This is a genomic window from Paenibacillus faecis (assembly GCF_008084145.1).
GTDB classification, from domain to species: Bacteria; Bacillota; Bacilli; order Paenibacillales; family Paenibacillaceae; genus Fontibacillus; species Fontibacillus faecis.
Window position 1 is genome coordinate 635,620 of record NZ_VSDO01000005.1, and the last position, 23,687, is coordinate 659,306.

A 23,687-nucleotide genomic window follows, 5' to 3' on the forward strand; every position below is an offset into this window, starting at 1 on the left:
TGCATTTTCATTGTGTGGAGGATCGTTCCGCTGAAATAGCGCGAAATTTAGCGCGAACTGAATTAAAAAAGGTTTTTACAAAACATGGGGCTGTGTCGTACAATTTGGAAGAAGTTTTGTCCAAATATATTACGGAGGAAATACGTAATGATCAAAAGTGACAGAAGTTACGTCCGGGTTTCGACATTAAAAGAATCCCAGCAAGACAGCCCGGAACACCAGGAATCCTTTATTCGAGAGGTAGCTGCTCGAGAAGGCATAGAAATTGATAAAGTTTATGAGGATCGCGATACTGCAACGAGCATCGTTTCCCGTTCGGACGTTCAGCAAATGATCGAGGATGCGAAGAGAGGCGAAATCAGATCGATCTGGTTCGCCTCACTTTCTCGTTTCAGCCGGGATGCCTTAGACGCTATCTCTCTAAAGAGAATTCTTGTTAACGCGCTTAAAATCCGAGTTGTCAGCATTGAAGATGGGTACGATTCAGCGAAAAAAGATGATGAATTGCTCTTCGGTATCAAGTCAGTAGTAAACCAAAATACCAGCGGTGATATCAGCATATCATCTCGGCGCGGTATCCGGAAATCCGCGCTTGAGGACGGAAACATCATTGCTTCTAAGCCGGCATTCGGCTATAAGAAGGTGACCGTAGATAAGCGAAAAACTTATGAAATTATTCCTGAGCAAGCTGCAATTGTCGAACTGATTTATGATCTTTATATCGGAGGTATGGGAGATAAGACAATCGTCAACTACCTCAACGGGGATAACCCAGAGGGGATGTTTTATAAGTCTTACACTGGAAAACCATGGGGGCTCTCTACAGTACAAAGCATTCTGAGGAACCCAACGTATACTGGATACAATGTTTCAGGGAGGTATACGACCGAGGTTGTTTACGACGACATTACTGATTTGATGAATCGGAGAAAAAAACTTGTTCAAAGGCCAGAAGCTGAATGGGAATGGGCCGAAAAACAGACTCATCCTGCAATTATTCCACTTGAAAAGTATCGTCACGTTCAAGAGATTAGATTGGAACGGGGAGGAGCCTTTAGGGGAGGGCGGCGTGCATTTGTCAATGTTTTCGCCAAACTAATATTTTGCGCAGAATGTGGATCAGCCATGGTGACAATGAAAAGCCGAAATCGAGCAAGAGATAAAGAATATCGCTATCTTTTGTGTAGCAGGCACCGGAGAGTTGGGGACATTGGATGCGCCAATGGTAAATGGATTCCGTATAACGATATGAGAGACGAGATAATTACTGAGGTGTTAAGTAGAATATCTAAAAAGCTAAAATCGTTAGAGTCCAAAGGAACACTTGAAATTGAAACCTCGATGCCTAAAAATGACTTGGACAAGGAAAAACGCAAATTGGAAAAACGGATCGAGGACAACCGAAAATTATTATTTGAGATCCGTCGTCAGCACATGCTCGGTGATATAGAAAGAAGCCAATATGAATTTGAGCGAGAGCAGTATGAACTCGAAATTAAAGAAATTGAAAAACGGCTTGCCGTGATTTATGCTGAGGAAAAGCGAAGCCTAGATATCGAACGTCTGGTAAAAGATGCAAAACGGGCGTTACGTGAGCTCTCTGAAATGAAGTCATATACTGATGTTGAGAAAACGCGCGCACTATTACAACAAGTACTAAAGAGAATCGACGTCTCCAAGACAGGAGATATCGACATAAAAACGTATGTCTAATGTTGCGTGCTTGAAAATGCATCTCCAATGTCATGCAAAAGTTGAACGTCAAGGGTCGTGCGCAAGCGGTAGTCGAGCTGATCAAGCTTGGGGAGTTAAAAATCTGACGGTGTTCCAAAAGCCTCGCCCGGAAAACCGCAAGCCTTCTTTTTCGTCCCGCATTTGCGGGAGGGAGAGGAGGTTTTTTTGTTTGGGTGGCGGGGACTACCGAATCATAAGGAAATCAACAGAAAGCCCTGAAAACAAAATCATCAAGACGATCATAAAAACTCCGGGTTTAACGGGAAGTAACATTTCATCGTTTTCAGGAGTGAAGTTGCAAAAAAACACGAAAAAAAAGGTTTTTTCTTGAAATAGGTCGAAATTACCAGATGAGAAAAATTTAGCGGGCGAATCAGATTTGTTTTTTGTAATATTAAAGGAGAATCATGGAAGATGGATATTAAACCGAAATACATAATTCAGCAAAGGTTTCCGCACTTACTGCAATTAAAATCTAGTGATGAAATTCAAATCCTCCCTGTGGACAAGGGAACGAACAATTTAAAGATGCTTCATAAAGGTTCAGAAAACTACATGTACGACCAGGGAGATCCCGACGCACAAATAGCGAATTGGATGGCTCAATTTGAACATGTGATGAAGGAAACACATGTACTTTTTTTTGGTATAGGTCTTGGGTGTCATATCTCGGCATTTCGGCGAAAGCATCCTGAGATTCCTTTTTCCGTGTTTGAGCCAAATCAAGGAATTATGTCTGCTTTCTTAGAGCATAGTTCTCCAAATGAATATGGAATATTATCATCGGTTGATCAAATGATGTTGGGAGATCCATTTGAGAAAGCCGTGCCGGCGCTTGCAGAACTGATCGACCGCGTTTCCAGAATCCTGGTTGTCGTCTGGCCGGCTTATACGAGGATGTTTCCGAAAGAACTCGAGAAATTTAATAATACACTTCGACAATTGGTGGATTACAAGCAACATAGAATAAAGGTCAATCAGTTCTATGAAAAAGAATGGGCCTTAAACAGCTTACATAATATGCCGTTTGTATTGAATACCCCTAATTTTCTGAAAGAAGGCGGGTCTCACCTTGAAGGAAAGCCCGTAGTCATCGTTTCCGCCGGGCCTTCACTTAATGATGAAATAGAGCATCTCCGAACGATTAAGGAGAAAGGGCTTGCCTATATATTTTCAGTAGGTTCGGCCGTGAATGCATTGATAGAACATGGGATTTACCCGCATGCTACTTTCAGCTACGATCCAAATCCTTATAATGTTGATGTAATTAAGAAAATAATTGATAAACGAATAGATACGATCCCTATTGTTTTTGGAAGTACGGTAGGCAGAAATACGCTGGATTTTTATCCGGGCCCCAAAATGCACGTTATTATTACCCAGGATGAAGTATCGATGCAATTGCTTCGTAACGAATCAGGCGAGGCGCCCCCTGTTATCAATGATGCACCTTCCGTTGCGGTGATTGCGTTACAATGTATGATTCGTATGAAGGTGGGGCTGGTTATTCTGGTTGGGCAAAACTTGGCTTACCGCAACCGGAAGTACTATGCATCCGGAATAACGAATTCGACAGGCATTCCCTACGGGGAAGGAATGACCCAAATTGAAGGCGTAAACGGAGGGGAGGTCATCAGCAACCCGTCTTTTATAAAAATGAAGAGAGAAATGGAATTTTACATTCATTCTAGTCCCGGGATTGAGTTTATTAATACAACCCGGGATGGCGCTCAAATCGCAGGAACAAAATTCCTTCATCTGGATGAGGTTATCAAACTAAGGCTCCAAGTAAAAACAGTCGATGCATCATGGATGTTCGATAACATCTCTTCCGGTTACGATATAGCTCAGTTTAAGAGAAACATTAGTAAACTACAGCGGGAGGGAGAGCTGTTTCAGCAGATTTTTGGACAACTGCAGCAGAAGTTGATGGAGTTGGCTAACTGGGTTAAGTTCGGGCTGGATGAGAAGGTGAATGTGGCTTTGGCCGAGTTTGACGAACTATTTGCGGCGATGATAGGCAATCCGTACTTCAAGATATACATATTACCGAGAAATCGGTCGGGTTACGAGTTTTTATACAGCAAGATGGATTCTATTAGAAATGAGCGCCAAGCTTTAAGTAAGGCTCAAAAAGTTGTTTTACATTTCGGGGATTTCGTATGGAACTGTCAGCAGGACTATGCGCAGTCCAAAGATATTATAAGTCGGTTTCATATTTCCAATAGGGGTTAGGAGACATCGCAATGGCCGGAAAAAAAAGAAAGCTGGAGAAAGTAGACCATATTCTAAAAGTTACTTTGTTGACTTCTCAAGTGATAAATTTGACAAGCCCATTTTATGCAAGCGCGAGTGGGAAGATAGAACAAGATCAAGCAAATCAATCCTACTCGGACAGCGCTTTAACTGTTACAGACTCGACGTATGATTCACCTCATGACATCCCTCAAACTTTTTATGTGATGTCGAACGATCCGTTGGAGCTTTTGCAAACACTCCCACACGGAAGCGGGGTTTCGTTGACCCCCTTGCTTAGTTTGTTATTCGATCAGGAACTTCGGCTTGGAACCGGAGAGATTACGGTTTACCGGCAATCGGACGACCAAGTGGTGGAACGTCTAAGCGGCGGGAACGTGCGCCTGAGTGGAAGCGTGGCGATGATCAGTTTGAATGGTCCGCTGGCGGACGACACCTCGTATTACGTCCAAGTGAGCTCAGGGATGTTCCAGGATGGAGCGGGGCAGGGATTTGGCGGTATCTATGGCCCCGGATCGTGGAGCTTCCGGACGGTGGACCAAACAGCCCCGCAGATGGTGAGCAAGAGTCCGGAAGGCAGCGGAGCGATGTTAGTTTCAGGGCTGATCATGACGTTTAACGAACCAGTGCAGTGGGGAACGGGTGACGTCATAGTACATGAAGCCTTGGATGGCCGTATAGCAAGACAAGTTCACGTGTCGGGCGGTAGCTTTACAACCGGCTATGGAACGTTGAATGGAAACAGAGCGGATCTGTATCTGAACGGCGAACTGGAAGAGGGAACATCTTACTACGTGGAAGTGACACCGGGAACGCTCACGGACCGCAGCGGCAACCCGTTCGCGGGTATCCTGGGGTCGAGCGGGTGGACGTTTACGACCTGGAATGAGGCCCCGTATTATACGAGCCTGTGGCCGCATAACAGCGGTGCGGCATTACAGCCGGAACTGACCATTCTCTTTAGCGAAGCGATTCGGCTTGGAACCGGAGAGATTACGGTTTACCGGCAATCGGACGACCAAGTGGTGGAACGTCTGAGCGGCGGGAACGTGCGTCTGAGTGGAAGCGTGGCGATGATCAGTTTGAATGGTCCGCTGGCGGACGACACCTCGTATTACGTCCAAGTGAGCTCAGGGATGTTCCAGGATGGAGCGGGGCAGGGATTTGGCGGCATCTATGGCCCCGGATCGTGGAGCTTCCGGACGGTGGATCAAACGGCCCCGCAGATGGTGAGCAAGAGTCCGGAAGGCAGCGGAGCGGTGTTAGTTTCAGGGCTGAGCATGACGTTTAACGAACCGGTGCAGTGGGGAACGGGCGACGTCATAGTACATGAAGCCTTGGATGGCCGTATAGCAAAACAAGTTCACGTGTCGGGCGGTAGGTTTACAACCGGCTATGGAACGTTGAATGGAAGCAGAGCGGATCTGTATCTGGACGGCGGACTGGAAGAGGGAACGTCGTACTACGTGGAAGTGACGCCGGGAACGCTCACGGACCGCAGCGGCAACCCGTTCGCGGGTATCTTGGGGTCGAACGGGTGGAAATTTGGCAGCTTGCCTGTATCACTTAACAAAGGTTCGAAGAATAATGGGGGGACCGTTACCGGTGTATCAAATTCGGTTCCTTTGGTTAACTCGCAAAGTGGGATACTGGTTAATGCAAAAAAAACAACCACGCTGACTGAAGCAGGTGAGCGGACGACGTTAGATATTAATGAGGACGATCTGACCAAGGAGTTACGCAAAAATGGATCCCACACCTTAATGATAGATGCAGCCCAATTTGGGTCAAATATTATAGTTAATCTGCCTATGAACTCTTTCCGCATTTCAGAGGCATTCGGCAATCTGCGTATTGGATTTGGTTCTTCTGAGGCTCAATATTTCCTACCTGCAGAACTAATCCAGAAATGGGCGGAGACTTATAACGAAGAAACATTGTCCATCCAAATCACCAAATTGGATAATGAGACGAAATCATTGATTCAAGGCATGGTTGTTAATGAAAAAGCAGTGCAAGCCGAACCCGGACCAACTGAATTTTTGGTTCGTGCCGGTCAGCGGGAGATTTCCGATTTTTCAAATAAATATGTTGAGCGAAAACTCCTTTTGAGCGAAACGGTTTCCGCAAAAAATTCAACTGCGGTATGGATGAATCCTGAAACGAATCGTTTGCATTTTGTTCCTTCACTCTTTGAAAATGAGGACGGGTCTACGGAGGTTACTATAAAGACAGCTCACAACAGTATTTATACCGTAATCTCGGCAGATAAAAAATTCTCGGATATGAATGGCCATTGGGCATACGATGATGTGGAACTAATGGCAAATAAGCTTATTTTACAGGGCGTAACCCCTGAAAAATTCGATCCGAACAGACCCATAACCCGTAGCGAATTTGTCGCCTTAATCGCAAGAGGGTTGGGATTACAAGAAGACGCGGAGTCGGATCGGTTTTCAGATGTAACCGCCAACGATTGGCATGCCGGAAGTATTGGAGCGGCGATAGAAGCAGGATTGGTGCAGGGGAACGAGAATAACAAATTCCTTCCCAATGATCCTATAACCCGGGAGGAAATCGCTCTAATCGCTGAAAGAGCGCTGGAGTATGTTAAAGGAAACGGGGAAAGGGAAAGTTCCAATACTCCTAACTTGCCTGCATACAAAGATGAGGGTACGGTATCCCTTTGGGCGAAGAAGGCAATGAACCAAGCTATAAGTCAGGGGTTGATCCAAGGAAAATCCCAGGATACTCTTGACCCGAAGGAAACCGCTACTCGAGCAGAGGCAGCTTCAGTCATAAAGAGATTGTTGAGGTTGTTGAAATTTATAGACTAATATTCGGAACTAAAGCCGGAAAAGCTAAAGAGAGATAGAATTAGGCGAAGACATTGTTGAAAAGTTGATTCAGAGGAAAGACCTCCAGCCGCTGAACAAGCGGATCGGAGGTCTTTTGCCGTTCTAATAAGGTTTTCTTTAGTTATTTGTCAAAGGGTACCTGGCCCTTTCCATCCCCCAAGGCATATTTTTTCTGGCTTCGGGCCTCTATTTCGGACAAGTCCCCATTGAGTGTTTTGAGATTGGAAAAGAACAAGCCGGCGAAAGAGCTAAGTATCGGAATGATCCCTGCAACCAGAAACAACATTTGCACGCCATAGCGATCAGCTACCGCGCTGCCGACAAAGGCCCCTACAGGCTGCAGGCTTCCTCCGATCAGAAAGCGGATCGCATTGACGCGTCCCTGGAGATGACCGGGAACGAGTTTGCCATGCAACGAAGAACTCAGAGCGCCAAAGAATGGACCGGATACACCGACCGCGAACAGTGCGGCTAACGCAATCGTGTAGCTGTACACAAGTCCCAGAATCATGTTGAAGAAACCCATGGCGGCCAAACTTGAGATCATCACCGTTCTCCGTTGTTTGATCTCTCCTAATATTGAAATGAGTCCGAGCCCTGTTAACGTGCCCAAGGCCGTAGCGGCCGTCAGTGTCCCCATGGCCTCGGCATCCCGGTGCAACACTTCACTGACATAAGGAACCATCATCGTCCAGATGGCTACGGAGCACATATTGCTGATCGAGACCATCCCCATAATGGCCAGCATTGCCGGAAATTTCCTGTAGAAGATGAACCCCTCTCCGATTTCCCGGAGATAGGCCGCAATAGAAGGGCTGGACGAAGTTTTGCCGGGCCGAAAAGTTTTCGGCAGGAACAGCAACATGATAATGGCCGCTATATAACATAGGGCATTCACGCCCAACGCCGGAAGCGATCCCACGCCGGCAACCACGGCGCCGGCCATCGCCGGACCGATCAAGGTCACCGCGTTCCTGCAGCCATCGATGACCGCAAAAGCCCGGGTTAGCTTACGTGAGTCCGCGGCATCTGGCACGAGCGCCATCGCGGTCGGCAAATATAAGGCAGAACATGAACCGCTAAGTCCTGCGGCCAGGAACAAATGCCAAAGTTGGAGTTGACCGATCAGTCCGGCGATCAGCGGCAGAACAACGGCAGTTAGCCGTAAGGCGGCCAGAGCGGCCATAAGGCGGCTGCGAGGCCATCGGTCGGAGAGTGGAGAACCGAGAAGGCGGAGGATCAGTTCAGGGATTCCGGAGGATAACGCGAGTGCCCCCATGGCCAGTTTCGAGCCGGTGATCTCGTATACGAGCCATTCCATGGAGAGTAAGCCGAAGGCATCTCCAAAACCGCTCAGGGTGACGGTGGATAGCAGCCCATAATAAGCATGTTTTTGCCCTTTCACCAAAATCATCCCCTCTATGCCTCTGTATTCGTTTTTACAGGGGCATCATAGTTGAGATAGGCGCCGATTTGGAGGGGAAGAGAGTTCACGGCCTCGCTGCGCAGGCTGTATTCTACGGATTTGAACTCCATATTCTTGGGATAGTAGTGCACGATAACCAGACCCGCGGCCCGTAACGCGATTAAGTGGTAATGAATCGTACTTTTGGATAAAGCAATCTCGCGCACGATTTCTGTAAAAGTCATCTGCTTGCGTGACAATAAATGGAGAATGCGTAACCGGGTTTCATCCGATAATGCTCTGGTTAGCCTGAGGAGGCTTGGAGAAGGGTAACCGGGCGCCTCAGGAAAGAGATCGCAGGAATAATTAGTGAATATCATCGACTCAAAGAAGCTGGAGGTGACAAGCGGCCGGGAATGGTACTGAGGAATTAAGACGACTTGTTTAAGCTCCTCGTGCGGGTACAGGCGCATTCCCCCTGTTGCTTCTTCATATATGTCCATACTTTTTGTTTTGTTTAGCCGGGACTGCAGCGACAAAGCTTCCTGCTGAAGCCCTTCCAGAATCCGTGAATCAATCCGGCTGAAATAATTCAAATCCCATTCCCGCAAAATTTCGGAAGCTGAATTTCGTAGCTCTGTGAGATTGGAGGGGACCGTCTGTCCGCACGCCGCCGAGATGTCGAATAATTGGCCGGTGGAAAGACCTTCAAACCAATCCAAAAAGCCAGTTACTGTACGGGGGCCGGGACATCTCCAAATAAAAGGAGATAGACTGAAGTCATTCAAGAGTTTGACTGCATCCCGCATCTTGTGCAAACTTACGGGGGCAAACAGATCCTGAACCTCACGGACCCAGGTCTTTCCGGCTTCAATCGCACCATGGTTTTGTTTGTTAAAAAAAGTACTCAGACTTGTTACGCATTCATAAACCGGAGCAAAATCCACTTCGACTTTATATGACATGACAGGTACATGTTCCTTTCTTTTAGGGCTAAAATAAATGTTCTATAAATATAGAACTTAATTTAAGTTCTATATTATTATAACTAAGTCGAATTGGCAACAAAAAACCGTCCAAGCGCATTTGCGTTTGGACGGTTTAGTTTTGGAATATAGTTTTAAAGCGACTTCAAATACTCGACGATCGTCAGGAGGCCTTTATCGAAGTTTTCGAGATTGAAGTGCTCGTTCGGCGCGTGCAGATTCTCGTCCGGAAGGCCGAAGCCCATCATTACGGACGGGGCGGACAGGACGCGGGACAGCGTCTCGACGATCGGAATGGAGCCGCCGTCTTTCGTGAAAAGGGCGCGGGTTCCGTAGATGCGCTCGTAAGCGTCGGCCGCTTTTTGCAGCATCGGATCGGCCGGATCGATCGTAAAGGCGCGGGCCTTCTCGGTCGCCTTCACCTCGAGGGTTGCGCCCGGCTGCAGGTGGGCGTGCAAATGCGCTTCGATCTTATCGATCACATCCTGCGGATCCTGATCGCCGACCAAGCGGCAAGTGATTTTGGCGTGAGCCTCCTTCGGAAGCACCGTTTTCGTTCCTTCACCTTGGAAACCGCCGTACATCCCGTTGATTTCCAGGGTCGGGCGGGCGCCCGTCCGCTCCACAAACGAGTACCCTTCTTCCCCGTACAGGGAGCTCAGGCCCAGGTCCTTTTTCAATTTGTCTTCATCAAATTGCAGTTTGGCGAATTCTTCCCGCTCCATCGCGGTTAGTTCGGGAACGCCTTTGTAGAAGCCCTCCACGGCGACGCGGCCCTTCTCGTCATGCAGCGAATCCAGCAAGGACACGAGCGCGTGCAGGGCGTTCGGCACCCCGCCCCCGAACGTCCCCGAATGGAGGTCGGTATTGGCGGTGAACACGGATACCTCCAAGGCACAAAGCCCGCGGAGACCGACGCAGATCGCCGGTTTTCCCGGGGCCAGGAGCGCGGTGTCCGAGATCAGAATGACATCGGCCGCCAGCTTGTCCTGGTGCGATTCCAAGAAGCCGGGCAGGTTCGGGCTCGTCACTTCTTCCTCGCCTTCGATGCAGAATTTGAGATTGACGGGCAGTTCCTTCTCCTGCTTCAAGATCGCTTCAGCCGCCTTGATGTGCATGAAGACTTGCCCTTTGTCGTCCGTAGCGCCCCGCGCATACAGCTTTCCGTCGCGAATCGACGGTTCGAAGGGAGGCGTCTCCCATAAATGCAGGGGATCGACCGGTTGAACGTCATAATGCCCGTAAACGAGGACCGTCGGTTTACCGGGAGCGTGCAAATGCTCCGCGTAGACCACGGGGTGGCCGTCCGTCGGATGAATTTCGACGTTTTCCATGCCGGCGCGCCGCAGCGAGTCGGCGATCCATTCCGCCGCTTTCAGCACGTCGCCCTTATGCTCGGACAAGGCGGAAATGCTCGGAATGGCGAGCAATTCTCCGAGCTCTTTTAAATGTTCTTCCCTGTTTTGTTGAAAATAAGCTTGATATTCCATGAAGTCAGCTTCCTCCCGACCAGTGTATTCTTCCTTATTTTACACCTTTTCTTTCCATAACACGAATGCGAGTATAGCTTTTGCGGAGGGACATTAAAATAAACTTAAAAAAATCCGCCTTATTTTTAGGAATCCTTAAGGTATTCCGGGCATAATTCTGATAAAGTCATAAGAGATGCATTAGCAAGAGCAGCGTCAATAAATGAAGGGAGTCAATCGACGAATGGATGAAAAAGAGAAAAAAGAATGGGAAGTAAACCCGGAGCAGCCGGAAGAGGGCCGGGAACCGGCAGCGGAAGGACAAGCCTCCGTTCAGAATACAGAGGAGACTACGGGGGCGGAAACCGCTGAATCCCCTGAATCTCCAAAGGATGAAAAAGAAGTGATCCCCGAAGTAAATCTGGCACAATCGGAAACGATAGCGATGATGAGCGCGGTGAGCGGAGAGGGATCTGAGGAAGACGCACCTGCCTCAGGCGGAACAGCCGGAGCCGCGGGAAAATCCGGAAAGGTGTGGCCGATCATTTCCCTTGTGCTGGCGGCACTCCTAGTTGTTGTGCTGGTCAAGCCTCCATTCGTTCCGAATAAAGCCGAGGCCGTGGCAACCGTTAACGGCAAAGAGATTACCAAGGATCAGCTGTACGACGAGCTGTCGAAAGCCGGAGGCGGCGAAGCGGCGCTTGATGAGCTTATTATGAAGGAACTGGTTCGTCAGGAGGCCGCCAAGAAGAATATCACCGTTACGGCGGCCGATATCGACAAGGAAATCGAAACGTACAAGAAAAACTTTGGCTCGGAGGAGAATCTGAATCTGGCCTTGACTCAAAGCGGTATGACGATGGAGCTTTTGCGCGAGAATCTCGAAATGAACCAGCTGCTGACCAAAATACTTGAACCTGAGGTAAAAGTAACGGACGAGCAGGTTAAGCAGACGTTTGAAGAAAACAAAGCGAGCTTCGATACGCCGGAGCAGGTGCGCGCTTCCGTTATACTGGTCAAAACGGAGGCGGAAGCCAATGAGATCATTAAGGAACTGAAAGCGGGCAAAGATTTCGCGGAGCTGGCGAAGAGCAAGTCGTTGGATGAAGCGACGAAGGCGAACGGCGGAGACACCGACTTTTTCGCGCGCGGCGAACGGGAAGAAGCCGTTGAGAATGCGGCATTCAAGCTGGCCAAAGACGAAATCAGCGGTGCGGTGAAGACGAGCGAAGGTTATCAGGTCATTAAATTAACGGACCGGAAGGAAGCCCATTCCGCAACGCTGGAGGAGAAGAAGGAGGAAATCCGCAAGACGCTCGTATCGCAGCAGGTATCCCAATTGAGCGGATCGTGGCTGAATGAGGTTCGCAACAAAGCGAACATCAAGAACATGTTGACGGATGGTGCAGAGAATTCGGCTGCCGAAAGTAATAAGGCTACAAAATAAAATATTTGTCTAATAGAAGGGGGAGCTGAACGGCTTCTCCTTTTTTTGTTTTCATGGTTAGAACAGCAGGTGGTAGGACGTCTAACAATTTATTTATGACGAATGCCAAAAATGGGTTTACAAAGGAAACTGCTCACTCTATAATGAAGGAAATAACCACTTTTTATTTATAAAAAGAAGATAATATCCAATCAACCCCTGTGAGCTTGAACGGATATTTTTTTAAAACAAATCTGGAGAAAATATTCTCCCATACTTATTATTTCAGGAGAAATAAACCAGTATATCGGAGGTCTTATCTATGACACACCCCATAATTGAATCCTTTCAAGGCGGACTGATCGTTTCCTGCCAAGCGCTCGAAGGGGAACCGTTCTACGGGAGCGAATATATGGCCAGGTTTGCGATATCCGCCGAAATGGGCCATGCGGTGGGCATTCGGGCAAATACACCGTCCGATATCCGGGCGATCAAACGCGTGACGAAGTTGCCGGTGATCGGTTTGTGGAAAAGGGAATATGCCGGATATGACGTATATATAACGCCTACCTTGGAGGAAGTGGAGGGAGTTATAGCCGCGGGGGCCGACATCGTTGCCATGGATGCGACCTCGCGCGACCGTCCGGACGGAATGCCGCTCAAGACTGTGGTCGAGAAGGCCAAGCAGGCCTATCCCGAAGTGCTGCTCATGGCCGACGTATCGACGGTGGAGGAAGGCGTAGCGGCCGAGAAACTCGGTTTTGATCTCATTTCAACCACTTTATCCGGGTATACGCCGTACAGTCCGCAATCGAAGGAACCCGATTTTCAGTTGATCGCCAAACTTAGCCGCAGCGTCTCGCTTCCCGTGCTGGGAGAGGGGCGGATTCATAGCCCCGAACAAGCGGTCCGCTGTTTGCTGGAAGGAGCGTACTCCGTAGTGATCGGGGGGGCGATCACCAGACCCGATACGATCACCAGAAAATATACCGAAGCGATGGCACACTTTGTGCATGGCTAATCCCTTTTGGCTCAGGAGACCAATTTGGAGAGGGGTGATGGCGTCTTCATTTTTTACGGAATCATGTTTGGCATGTAATACCTGAACACCACTAAAGGAGGGTTATGTATGAAACACAAAAGAAAAATGTCGGCTATGCTGTCCTCATTATTACTATCTATCGTCGTTTTATCCGGTTGTTCCGGCTCGGGTTCGGAAGCGAATGGAAATCAGCCCGCCAAGGAAGGGCAGGAAGACAGCGGGAAGCAGGTTACGATTACGATTTGGGATAACTATGGAGCGACTACGCCGATCAAACCCTTGATTCCCAAATTTGAAGAAGAATTCCCTAACATCAAAGTGGATTTTCAGGAGCAGCCATGGGATAACTTCTGGGACAAAATGGCCGCGGCCGCATCCGGAGGGGAAACGCCGGATATCGCTACCACCGGCCTGATGTGGAATCCGAAATATACCGTCTTCGGACTGTTTGCCGATCTCAATGCGCTATCCGGCGGCAAGATCAACGGCGAGGATATTAATTCGGTGTACAGTGAAGGAATGATCAAGGCCGCAACGACCGATCAGGGCTTGTTCGGGATTCCTTACGACTTCGACTCCTACTCGCTATACTACCGGAGCGATTTGTTGGAAGAAGCAGGGGTAACGGCTCCGCCCGCGAACTGGGACGAACTTGTCGAAGTCGGCAAAAAGCTGACCAAAGACGTGGATGGAGACGGGAAAACGGACCAATATGCTTTCCTCGTCATGCCGGACTGGTACCACTATGAGCCATTCCTTTATGCAAACGGCGGCAAGGTGCTGAGCGACGACTTCAAACAGGCGGCATTCAACAGTCCGGAAGGCGTTGAAGCCCTGCAATTTTACGCCGATCTCGTCAACAAACATAAAATCGGGGTGAACTGGACGCCGGATCGCGGCAGCTATGTGGCCGGACTGAAGGACGGCACGATCGCCATGTTCCAGGACGGACCGTACGTCATGGGCTTGATCAAGAACAGCAACCCGGAACAGGAAGGTAAATGGAAAATTACTGATGCGATGAGCAACAAACAATACGGGACGCATATCGGCGGAACATATCTCAGTATCTTTGAAAAATCGAAGCACAAAGAAGAAGCCTGGAAATTCATCGAATTTCTGAGCCGTGAAGAAAATGCGATTCAAATCTACAAGACCTCCGGCGCGGCACCCGGATATTTGCCGGCCCTGGAATCGCCGGAAGTCAATTCTCCGGATCCTTTCTTCGGCAACGAAGTTCCGATGAACGTGTTTAAGGCAGCGGTTGAAAAAGGCACGCCTAACCCGGTCGTCAGTTCCTGGCAGGAAATCAGCCAGGCGATTTCCGATGCGGTCGCCAAAGCGGTTATGAATGAAGCGACGCCGCAGGAAGCGCTGGATGAAGCTGCGGAGCAAGTCAACGAGATTCTTGCGCAAGAGTAAGTGACGCACACGCATGCAATCGCGGAATGTTCGGGGCGGGTAGGACTCACATGCCCGCTCTTTATTGAAAGGATGAAGAAGATGAGTGGACACCTCACGGCCGGACAGGAGCCCAAGCTGCTCCCGCGGCGGCGCAATATCCTTAAAGAGATAAGAAAGAGCAAGGAAGCTTATGCGTTTGTGCTAATCCCCGTCATCCTGCTGATCCTGTTCAGCCTGATTCCGATGCTGTACGGTTTCCTGATGAGCTTTACGAACTGGAACGGGTTGCAGCCCGCCAAGTTCATCGGGATCGAAAACTACACCCGCATCATGCAGAGCCAAGAATTTCACAAAGCATTGCGTAATACGGTGAAATTTGCCGTTGTGAGCTTAGCGGGCGGGATGTTCGTTGCACTGATTCTCGCATTGGCGATCGATAAGCTATCCCGGCTCCAGAGCTTTTTCAAGGTGACCTATTTTATTCCGGTCATCACGCCGATGGTCGTCGTATCCCTGGTTTGGACGTTGATCTACAACGAGAAGGGATTGCTCAATTACTTGATCGGCAGTTTCGGCTTCGATGCGGTGGGATGGCTTACCGACAAAAAAATCGCCATGTACTCCATCATCGTTACCAGCATATGGCAGGGTATGGGATTTTCCATGATCGTGTTTTTGGCGGCGCTGCAGAAAATTCCGGAGCATTTGTATGAGGCGGCTAAAATCGACGGAGCGGGCGGTTTTAAATCCTTCCTTAACGTGACGCTTCCCGGATTAAAGGACACGTTGGCCTTCCTGCTGATTTACGGGGTAATCGGCTCCTTCAACGTATTTGACCAAATCTATGTTATGACCGGCGGAGGACCGGTCAAATCGACGGAAACGATCGTCTTCCAGATCTTCACCAACTTCAGATATTTGAAATTGGGGTACACTTCAGCCTTATCCTATATCTTTTTATTCATGCTGTTGATCATTTCCCTGATTCAGTTCAAGTTGATCTATAAGAAGGAAGAATGAGGTAACCGATATGGGAGAATTCCGAAAAAAGAAAATTCAGCTTTCGTTCATATACCTGCTTCTGTGCGCGGGACTAGTGCTGAATCTGGCTCCGCTCGCCTGGATGCTGTCGACGTCGTTCAAACCGGGCAGTGAAGTGTTCCGCTTTCCGCCCAAATGGATTCCCGATTCGCTGGACTTTGCCAATTACCGCAAAGTGTTTTCCCTGATTCCTTTTGAAAAATATTATATTAACAGCATTGCTGTCGCGCTCCTGATTACGGCCGTAACCGTGCTGCTGTGCACGATGGCGGGATATGCTTTCGCCAAATTGAAGTTTCCGGGCAGAAACCTCCTGTTTATGCTGTTTCTGGTTACGCTTATGATTCCGTTTCAAGCGACGATGATTCCGCTGTTCCGCATGGTGTCCAGCTTCGGCTGGATCGATACGTACCAGGGGCTGATTTTGCCGCAGATTTCCACCGCTTTCGGAATCTTTCTGATTCGCCAGTTCATGCTGTCCATGCCGGATGCGGTGCTGGAGGCGGCAACGATTGACGGAAGCACGCAGTTGCGGACGTTCTGGAAGATCGTTGTGCCGATGAACCGCGGGGCCATGGCGACCCTGGCTATATTCACGTTCAATACGGCCTGGAACAATCTGTTGTGGCCGCTTCTGGTAACGAACAGCGACAAGATGCGGACGCTTCCGGTAGGGATGGCGCTGTTCAAATCGTCCAGGGATATCGACTGGACAGCCATCATGGCGGGATCGGTCATGTCGCTGATTCCGATGATCGTTCTGTTCCTGCTTATGCAAAAACAGTTTATTCGCGGAATTACGGCGGGTGCGGTCAAAGAATAGGAGCTGTTCCCCGGTAAACTTTAGGTTAAGGCTGGTGTTATTCAATGACGACAAAAGTGATCTATTTGCCCTTGGATGAAAGGCCGTGCAACTATTTGTATCCGCAGCAGCTAGCGGCGATGACCGATTTGACGATGGTGGCTCCGCCGCCGGAATTGCTCGGCCGCAAAAAAGAGCGGGCCGACTTGGAAGGTGTCGGCGTTTGGTTAAAGGAACAATGCCGGGATGCCGATGTGCTGATCGTCTCCCTGGATATGCTGGTTCACGGAGGCATCGTTCCTTCCCGCCTGCATCATGAGACCGTGGAGTCTTGTCAGCGGCGGCTGGATTTGCTCCGGACATTGAAGTCGATGAATCCACGGCTTGCGATTTACGGGTTTAATCTCATAACCCGGGTGCCCGCCTATTCCAGCAGCGAAGAGGAGCCGGAATATTACGACGCGGTGGGAAGAGAGATTTACGAACTCGGCTGGTTGACGGACAAAAGCGGAAGCGTCGGCCTGACGGAAGAGGAACAGCTCCGTCTGAATGAGGTGTTGGACGCGATTCCCGGCCAGGTGCTTGAGGATTACCGCACCCGCCGGAGCGTGAACTCGGCCGTGAACGGCATGGCTTTGGAACTAGTCGAAGCGGGCGTGGTTGACTATCTGGTCATTCCGCTCGATGATAATTCGCAATACGGCTTCAGCGCGATGGAGCAGAGAGCGTTGACCGTCCGAGCCGAATTGGCCGGGCTGAGTGATCGAGTAGCGATATATCCTGGAGCGGACGAGATCGGCTGCACGTTGTTTGCCCGTGTATTTTGCGCGGCCAAAGGATTTACTCCGGCCTTGTTTGTAAGATATTCATCCACGAAAGGGCCGCTTTGCATTCCAAAATACGAGGATCGGAGCCTGAATGAAAGCATCAAGGCGCATTTGACCTCGGCGGGGGCGGTGATAGCCGACACTTCGGCAGAAGCGGACGCCATACTGATGGTGCATTCCCCGGCCGTCGGGCAGAGCGAGATGGCTGAGACGGGGACTGCCCTGCCCGACAGGCATCGATCCTATTTCTCGGAAATCAATACGAGGGAATTCGTGCAGGCCATGAAGTATTACCTGGATGCCGGGCGGCTGGTGATGCTTGCCGATGTGGCTTTATGCAACGGCGCTGATCACCTGTTGATGAAGCTGATTCATCAGCGCGGCCTACTGGGACGGTTGGAGGGTTACGCCGCCTGGAATACTTCGGGAAATTCCCTGGGGACCGTTATCGCCCACGCGGTAATCGAATCCTATTACCGGAGACTGCCCGCCGAAAGCGATGATGAGCGCCGTCTAGGCAGCAGGCGTTTTTATATTTCCCGGTTGATCGAGGATTGGGGATACCAGGCGTTGGTTCGGCAAAAAGTATGCGAGGAATCCTTGCCGGGTCTTGGAGCCAGCTATTTTGCGCTTTCCCATGCGATAGAGGAAGTATGCGCCCGAATCGAGGCAGAGCTGGACCGTTTCGCGGAAGAGTATCTGTCCGGGCAGGTTGCGGATCGCCTGAAGGTTCAATCCGTGTCTCTGCCGTGGAGACGGATGTTTGAGGTAGCCTTTGCTATCGAAACGGGAGGTGTCCACTAATGGGCATGAGAAACGAAATCGCGATTGGCATTGATCTCGGAGGAACGAATATCAAGGCTGGCCTGGTCAACGGCGATGGATCCATTATCCATCGCCTTAGCTTGCCTACGGAGGCTCAAAAAGGTCCCGAGGCGTTGATGGACCGCCTGACCGAAATCATCTCGGCGTTGCAGGCCTATGCCGGAGGCCTGGCCTTGAAAATCCGCGGCGTCGGCATCGGCTCCGCGGGGCAGATCAACAGCGAGAAGGACGTCGTCATGGGAGCGACGGCCAATTTGCCGGGGTGGGCCGGCATGAGACTGTCACAACTGCTGCAGTCCAGGTCCGGATTGCCCGTCGCCATCGATAACGACGCGAACGCGATGGCCTTCGGCGAAGCCTGGGTAGGCGCCGGACGGAATTGGCGCGATTTTGTTTGCGTCACCCTGGGGACCGGCGTCGGGGGTTGTCTGATTCTCGGCCGCCGTCCCTATCGCGGCAGGGATGGTTTCGCAGGCGAGTTCGGCCATCATGTCATCGAAGCCGGCGGGATTTCATGCAACTGCGGCAGAATCGGCTGCTGGGAACAGTATGCATCCGTAACGGCATTGATTCGCATGGTCCGTGAAAGAGCGACCCCCGGTCTGCTCGCCACGCCGAAGGACGTATTTAACAGCGCCAGGGAAGGATACGGACCGGCGCTTGACCTCGTGGACGACTACGCACGGTACGTAGCCATTGGTCTGGCCAATTTGATCCATACCTTTAATCCGCAGGGGATCGTAATCGGCGGCGCGGTGACGGAACAAGGGGACTTTCTCTTTAGCCGGATTAGGCAGATGGTTGCAAGAGGTCTGCTCCCTGTTTACGGGGAAGCCGCCGAACCCATCCCGATTGTTCCCGCGGAACTGGGCAACGACGGCGGAGTCGTCGGGGCTGTTGCGGAGTATTTTATCTGACAGTATTACGAACCATAGGAGGCCGCCGGGTGCTTGTACAAATGCGATTGCCATTTTCCGGAGATGATGTAGACTTATATGTAAGACATCACATGTACTGGAACATCGGGCTACGACTGTTAAAGTAAGTTAAGATGCCTGAAAGGGGAATTTTTTTGTCAAGCGAACAAGGAATGGGTAAGACGCTGCTTTCAATCCGCAGCCATTTGAACGGATTGACCAAAACCGAACAAAAGGTGGCCCATTTTATCCTGGATCATGCCCAGGATGTGATTTACCACTCGGTCACGGAATTGGCGGAAAGAGCGGATGTGGGGGAAACCACGGTGCTGCGGTTTTGCCGGAAATTGAAATTTCAAGGGTTTCAGGATTTCAAGCTCTCGCTCGCCCAGGATTTGGTTAAGCCTTCCGACCGTTTATATAATGAAGTTACTGAAGAAGACGATGCGTCGACCTTGAACCGCAAGGTGATCTCCATGCATATCGGGGCTCTTGAGCAAACCTCGGAACTGGTCAATTCGGAACAGCTGGAGCAAGCGATCGCTTTGCTGCATCAGGCGGATAACATTAATTTTTTCGGCGTGGGATCTTCGGGATTGACGGCGCTTCAAGCCGCCCACAGTTTTTCCCGGATCGGCAAGCGCAGCCAGGCCAAGACGGATACGCATTTTCAGGCGATGGCCGCATCGCTTATGCGTCCCGGTGACGTGGCGGTCGGGATCTCGATCTCCGGAAGCACGAAAGATACGATCGAAACCTTGAGTCTGGCTAAAAAGGCCGGGGCCAAAATCATAGTGATTACGAGCAATGCGAGATCTCCAATCACCAAGCTGGCCGATATTGTGCTGCTGATGGTCGCGAGGGAGAATCCGCTCCAGGGAAGTTCATTCTCGGCTAAAATATCCCAGCTGGTCATCGTCGATATTTTAAATGTCGGCGTCACACTCAAGATTAAGGAAGAGGCACTGAAATTCAGGGAAGTGACAGCCAAGGCCATCTCGGACAAGCTGTATTAAGAATAAATATGCGTAGCACGAGACCGGGGCGTATGCCGCGGTCTTTTCAATGTACGCCCAGCAAGGGCGTCATCTCTAGGGGGAGCGTCCCGAACGGGTGCTGGCGAGCGCCCACCTCCTCGATTTTCCTAAAGTTCGAAGTGGTGTGCGTGAAGGGGCAATGCTATCATTTGAGGAGAAACGAACGTGGGTTTAAAGGGGGCATAACCATGAAATCGTTATGGAAAGTGATTGTTGTTGACGATGAGCTCCTGGTCAGGCAGGGCATCAAGCATCTTTTGAACTGGGAGCGGGAGGGCTACCGGATCGCGGGCGAAGCGTCCAACGGAATGGAAGCGCTTGATTTGGTCCGGGAGCTGAAGCCTCACCTCATTCTGACGGATATCGTCATGCCGGTCATGGGCGGCGAGGAATTGGTCAGGATCGTAAAAGAGCGATATCCGGAGATCGAGATCATCGTGCTCAGCAGCTTTAGCGAGTTTGATTATGTCCGTTCCACCTTTCAGAGCGGCGTGGCCGATTATATCCTCAAGCCGAAACTGGAAGCGGACTATCTCCTGTCGGTACTGAACCGGACGACGGCCAAGATGGCGGCTTTTCATACGGAGGGACCGGAGGAGCGCAGCGCCGATCGGTCGCTGGAGCTGGCGGTCGAGAAATTGTTGACCGGTTACGAGGCGGAGATCGATCCGGAGCTGGTTCGGGCCAAACTTCCGTCGCCACGGTTTCTGCTTTTTGGCGCCGAGATGAAGAAAGCTGAGGATACGGAAGCCAAGAAACGGTTTGCCGCGGAACTGGAAAAAAAGATGGACCGGCTCGATATAGAGAGAACCGTCCATTTGCGGCTCAAACAGGTCGCGGATGGAGCGCTGTATCTCCTGAATTTTGATCCGAAATATGAAGGCGAGCTGCTGCTGGCCCTTCGGCGCCTCGCGCAGGATCTTGTGACGGAACGGGGACGGGGCATTCACTTTCTGATCGGTCAAGGTTTCTCCGATTTTTATCAGCTCGGTGAAGTTTACCGGGAGCACTACACGAAACTGGCCCGGTATTGCTTTTATTTGCCGGACCGTCTCATTTTAGAACACAACCATCTTCCGAACCGCCCGGACCCGTCCCCGGGATTTGATCTAGGGGAATTGACGGAGCTGTTGAAACGCAAACAGTTCGTCAAGGCGTTCGCCGACTTTCAGGCGGATATGTCCCGACGGGCGAAGGACTATACCGCCGATATATTTGAATTCAAGTCGCTTCTCGGGAATTTTATCTTTAACGTAACGACAACGCTGGGAAAAATGAAATTCGAGATCGGCCCCCTGGAAAAAACCAAATATGATTTTTTTCGGGCGATCGATGAAGCGGCTTACGCATCCGAAGCGATTTCCGTGGTCGATCGTTTCTTGGCGGAGGCGGGGACGATCGTGGAGGGGCCGCAGCAGCAGGTGAACCCGAATATGGCCAATCTGCTGGAATACATTCACGAACACTACGCCGAACCGATCACTTTGGCGGAGGTCGCCAGGAAGTTTCATTTTAACGCTTCTTATCTGTCCAGCTATTTCGCGTCGCATAACGGGGAAGGTTTCAATGAATATCTGAACCGCATCCGCCTGGAGAAAGCCAAGGAGCGATTGTTGACGACGGATGACGCCATTGCCGACATCAGCGAGGGCGTCGGCTATTCGGACCAAAGCTATTTCACGAAAGTGTTTAAAAAGATGACGGGGGTTTCGCCCAGCCGGTACCGCCGTCAGCATGCGGCGGAGATGCGAAAGCTATGAAGAACCGCTGGATGCATAAACTCCAAAAGCAGGGGATGTTCCCCAAGCTTTTTCTGGTGACGCTCGTCAGCATCGTAACGGTATCGCTTCTCACCCTGGCGATTACGATCAACATGTCGGAAAGGCTGTTTATCCGAACGTTCAGCATTACGAACGGGAAGCTGCTGAATCAGATGAAATCCAATCTGGAGGCCTACCATAATGCCGTCGCGACCAGCGCCACGATGATGGCGCAAAATGCGGCGATGCGCAGTTATTTGTCCGGCGGGGAATCGGATGCCGTCACTTTGGCCATGAAGACGTACAACATGACGCAGGGGATGAAAGCGATACGTTCCAACTTCAGCGCCTATGATGTCGGCATCATGATCGTAGGAGTCAACGGACGAAGCCACACCACGAATCCCTGGTACTGGCCCGTTACCGCCGAGGATCTGAAAGAGCATTCCATCACAACTAAAACAAAGGAGCATCCCAAACAAATCATATATCAGTTATATAAGGATGAGACGGGAAAAGGTCTTAAAGGCGACCCGGTCCTTGTGGCGTCCAAGGCGCTGTACGAACCGTCGAACGGCTACATTTACGGTGTGATGTACGTCGCGATCCACGATCGGAGCTTCCAGCCTTTTTACGCCAATTTCACGAGTGAGGGCAATGACGTCGTTCTGTTAAATGAAGAAGGGGAGATCGTATCAAGCAGCCGGGGGGACCTGATCGGTCTGAAGGATCGGGGGCTGCTGGACAAAGCGTCAGAGCAGGAAGCGGCCGCCGGGACCGAATACGGAGAGACGGCCTTGGTCAACGGGAATGAAGTGATCGTGCTGTCGGAATATCTGCCGGAATTCCGCTTTTATCTGGTGAATCTGATCGACAAGCAGGCGGCGATCGGGCAGATGGTGAACGCCAAAGCCGTGCTGTTGACGACCCTGGTGATCGTCGCTATTTCCCTGGTGGTCGTCTTTCTCATCACCCGGAAGATGACCCGGTCGCTGCGTATGCTCGTGGAAGAAATGTCGGGCGTACCGACGCGGGGCTTCGACCGGCATATCGACGTGACCGCCAGCAGCTATGAGGTCAGAGAGCTCGGGAACGCGTTTAATTTTATGCTCGATGAACTGAACGCCTATGTCGGCCGGCTGGTGGAAACCCAAAGACAGCAAAGAAACGCGGAGCTGGCGGCGCTGCAGATGCAGATTAACCCGCATTTTCTTTACAACACGCTGGCTTCGGTCAAATTTTTGGTACAGCAAGGCAACAAGGAAAAAGCGGCCGAGACGATCAATGCGTTAATCTCGCTGCTGCAAAATACGATCAGCAATGTCGACTCGACCATCCCGGTCCGGCAGGAGCTCGACACGCTGAAGCATTATGTGTTCATCAACCATGTGCGTTACGGAGAAAAAATTCGGGTTCATTACTATGTGGAGCCGGAGTGCCTTGATGTTCAGATGCCCAAGCTGGTGATTCAGCCGTTCATCGAAAATTCATTCTTCCACGCATTTAATCAAAAAGGAGAGGGCAGCATCATTATCATGATCGCCGCGAAGGAGGACCGTCTGGTTTGCGAGGTGGCCGATAACGGGGACGGGATGGATCTGGAGCGTCAGGACGCGGACGCGGCGGACGAGCCGCTGCCCGCGCCCAAGCGAAAGCGGCAGCTCTTTTCCGGCATCGGTATCCGGAATGTGGACGAACGCATTAAATATCTTTACGGAGAAGACTACGGTGTAGATATAGTCAGCAAGCCGGGGGAGGGAACCACGGTCACTATCGCGCTGCCGTTCATTAAAAGCTAAATAAATTACAAAAATACAAAGATAGTGCCATTGGAGGCTGCCGCCACAAAGCCAAAACCCAAGAAAAGCACAAAAGCTCACAAAGATAGTGCAAAAGAC

General features: G+C 50.6%; 16 protein-coding genes and 1 pseudogene. 14 read left to right on the plus strand and 3 right to left on the minus strand.

The features are described from left to right. The first annotated feature begins 147 nt into the window (after positions 1-147). The 4 genes and pseudogenes from FRY98_RS24750 to FRY98_RS24765 all read left to right on the plus strand — a co-directional run bounded on the left by FRY98_RS24750 (position 148) and on the right by FRY98_RS24765 (position 6,827). Positions 148-1,713 (plus strand): recombinase family protein, encoded by a 1,566-nt coding sequence (locus FRY98_RS24750; RefSeq protein WP_170287179.1) that lies wholly within the window; start codon positions 148-150, stop codon positions 1,711-1,713. A gap of 20 nt (positions 1,714-1,733) precedes the next feature. After that, positions 1,734-1,820, plus strand: a pseudogene (locus FRY98_RS24755) (helix-turn-helix domain-containing protein); the annotation flags it as partial. A 328-nt stretch (positions 1,821-2,148) separates the two neighbouring features. Beyond that, a complete protein-coding gene (locus FRY98_RS24760; RefSeq protein ID WP_148457167.1) occupies positions 2,149-3,969 on the plus strand; it encodes a motility associated factor glycosyltransferase family protein in 1,821 nt (606 codons plus the stop codon). 11 nt (positions 3,970-3,980) lie between these two features. Beyond that, on the plus strand, positions 3,981-6,827 hold the full coding sequence (locus FRY98_RS24765) for an Ig-like domain-containing protein (protein ID WP_148457169.1): 2,847 nt from the start codon (positions 3,981-3,983) through the stop codon (positions 6,825-6,827). A gap of 142 nt (positions 6,828-6,969) precedes the next feature. Here the strand turns inward: FRY98_RS24765 and FRY98_RS24770 are convergent, their stop codons facing one another. The 3 genes from FRY98_RS24770 to FRY98_RS24780 all read right to left on the minus strand — a co-directional run bounded on the left by FRY98_RS24770 (position 6,970) and on the right by FRY98_RS24780 (position 10,729). Next, positions 6,970-8,253, minus strand: coding sequence for an MFS transporter (locus FRY98_RS24770; protein ID WP_170287180.1), 1,284 nt, complete (start codon positions 8,251-8,253; stop codon positions 6,970-6,972). Positions 8,254-8,267: 14 nt separating this feature from the next. Further along, the gene (locus tag FRY98_RS24775) at positions 8,268-9,218 is read right to left on the minus strand and encodes an ArsR/SmtB family transcription factor (protein ID WP_148457173.1); all 951 of its coding nucleotides are present in this window, start codon (positions 9,216-9,218) and stop codon (positions 8,268-8,270) included. A gap of 155 nt (positions 9,219-9,373) precedes the next feature. Then, on the minus strand, positions 9,374-10,729 hold the full coding sequence (locus FRY98_RS24780; protein ID WP_148457175.1) for a dipeptidase: 1,356 nt from the start codon (positions 10,727-10,729) through the stop codon (positions 9,374-9,376). Positions 10,730-10,952: 223 nt separating this feature from the next. Here FRY98_RS24780 and FRY98_RS24785 point away from each other — a divergent pair, with 223 nt between their 5' ends. The 10 genes from FRY98_RS24785 to FRY98_RS24830 all read left to right on the plus strand — a co-directional run bounded on the left by FRY98_RS24785 (position 10,953) and on the right by FRY98_RS24830 (position 23,588). After that, positions 10,953-12,155 carry a peptidylprolyl isomerase gene (locus FRY98_RS24785; RefSeq protein ID WP_225040451.1) on the plus strand — a complete coding sequence of 401 codons (1,203 nt, stop codon included), beginning with the start codon at positions 10,953-10,955 and terminating at the stop codon, positions 12,153-12,155. Between the two features lie 301 nt (positions 12,156-12,456). Continuing rightward, a complete protein-coding gene (locus tag FRY98_RS24790; RefSeq protein ID WP_148457179.1) occupies positions 12,457-13,155 on the plus strand; it encodes an N-acetylmannosamine-6-phosphate 2-epimerase in 699 nt (232 codons plus the stop codon). 108 nt (positions 13,156-13,263) lie between these two features. Next, the gene (locus tag FRY98_RS24795) at positions 13,264-14,598 is read left to right on the plus strand and encodes an ABC transporter substrate-binding protein (RefSeq protein WP_148457181.1); all 1,335 of its coding nucleotides are present in this window, start codon (positions 13,264-13,266) and stop codon (positions 14,596-14,598) included. An 81-nt stretch (positions 14,599-14,679) separates the two neighbouring features. Continuing rightward, positions 14,680-15,600 carry a carbohydrate ABC transporter permease gene (locus FRY98_RS24800; protein ID WP_170287181.1) on the plus strand — a complete coding sequence of 307 codons (921 nt, stop codon included), beginning with the start codon at positions 14,680-14,682 and terminating at the stop codon, positions 15,598-15,600. Positions 15,601-15,610: 10 nt separating this feature from the next. Beyond that, positions 15,611-16,444, plus strand: coding sequence for a carbohydrate ABC transporter permease (locus FRY98_RS24805; protein ID WP_148457185.1), 834 nt, complete (start codon positions 15,611-15,613; stop codon positions 16,442-16,444). A 44-nt stretch (positions 16,445-16,488) separates the two neighbouring features. Continuing rightward, positions 16,489-18,054 (plus strand): DUF4127 family protein, encoded by a 1,566-nt coding sequence (locus FRY98_RS24810; protein ID WP_148457188.1) that lies wholly within the window; start codon positions 16,489-16,491, stop codon positions 18,052-18,054. After that, entirely contained in the window at positions 18,054-18,992 is a 939-nt protein-coding gene (locus FRY98_RS24815; protein WP_249043523.1) for an ROK family protein, read from the plus strand. The genes FRY98_RS24810 and FRY98_RS24815 overlap by 1 nt, the downstream gene beginning before the upstream one ends. Positions 18,993-19,147: 155 nt before the next feature. Continuing rightward, positions 19,148-20,008 (plus strand): MurR/RpiR family transcriptional regulator, encoded by an 861-nt coding sequence (locus tag FRY98_RS24820; protein ID WP_306433510.1) that lies wholly within the window; start codon positions 19,148-19,150, stop codon positions 20,006-20,008. A gap of 209 nt (positions 20,009-20,217) precedes the next feature. After that, positions 20,218-21,789, plus strand: a complete 1,572-nt coding sequence (locus FRY98_RS24825) for a response regulator transcription factor (RefSeq protein ID WP_148457191.1) — start codon at positions 20,218-20,220, stop codon at positions 21,787-21,789. Continuing rightward, the gene (locus FRY98_RS24830; protein WP_148457193.1) at positions 21,786-23,588 is read left to right on the plus strand and encodes a cache domain-containing sensor histidine kinase; all 1,803 of its coding nucleotides are present in this window, start codon (positions 21,786-21,788) and stop codon (positions 23,586-23,588) included. Before FRY98_RS24825 ends, FRY98_RS24830 begins: the two co-directional genes overlap by 4 nt. Positions 23,589-23,687: the final 99 nt, after the last annotated feature.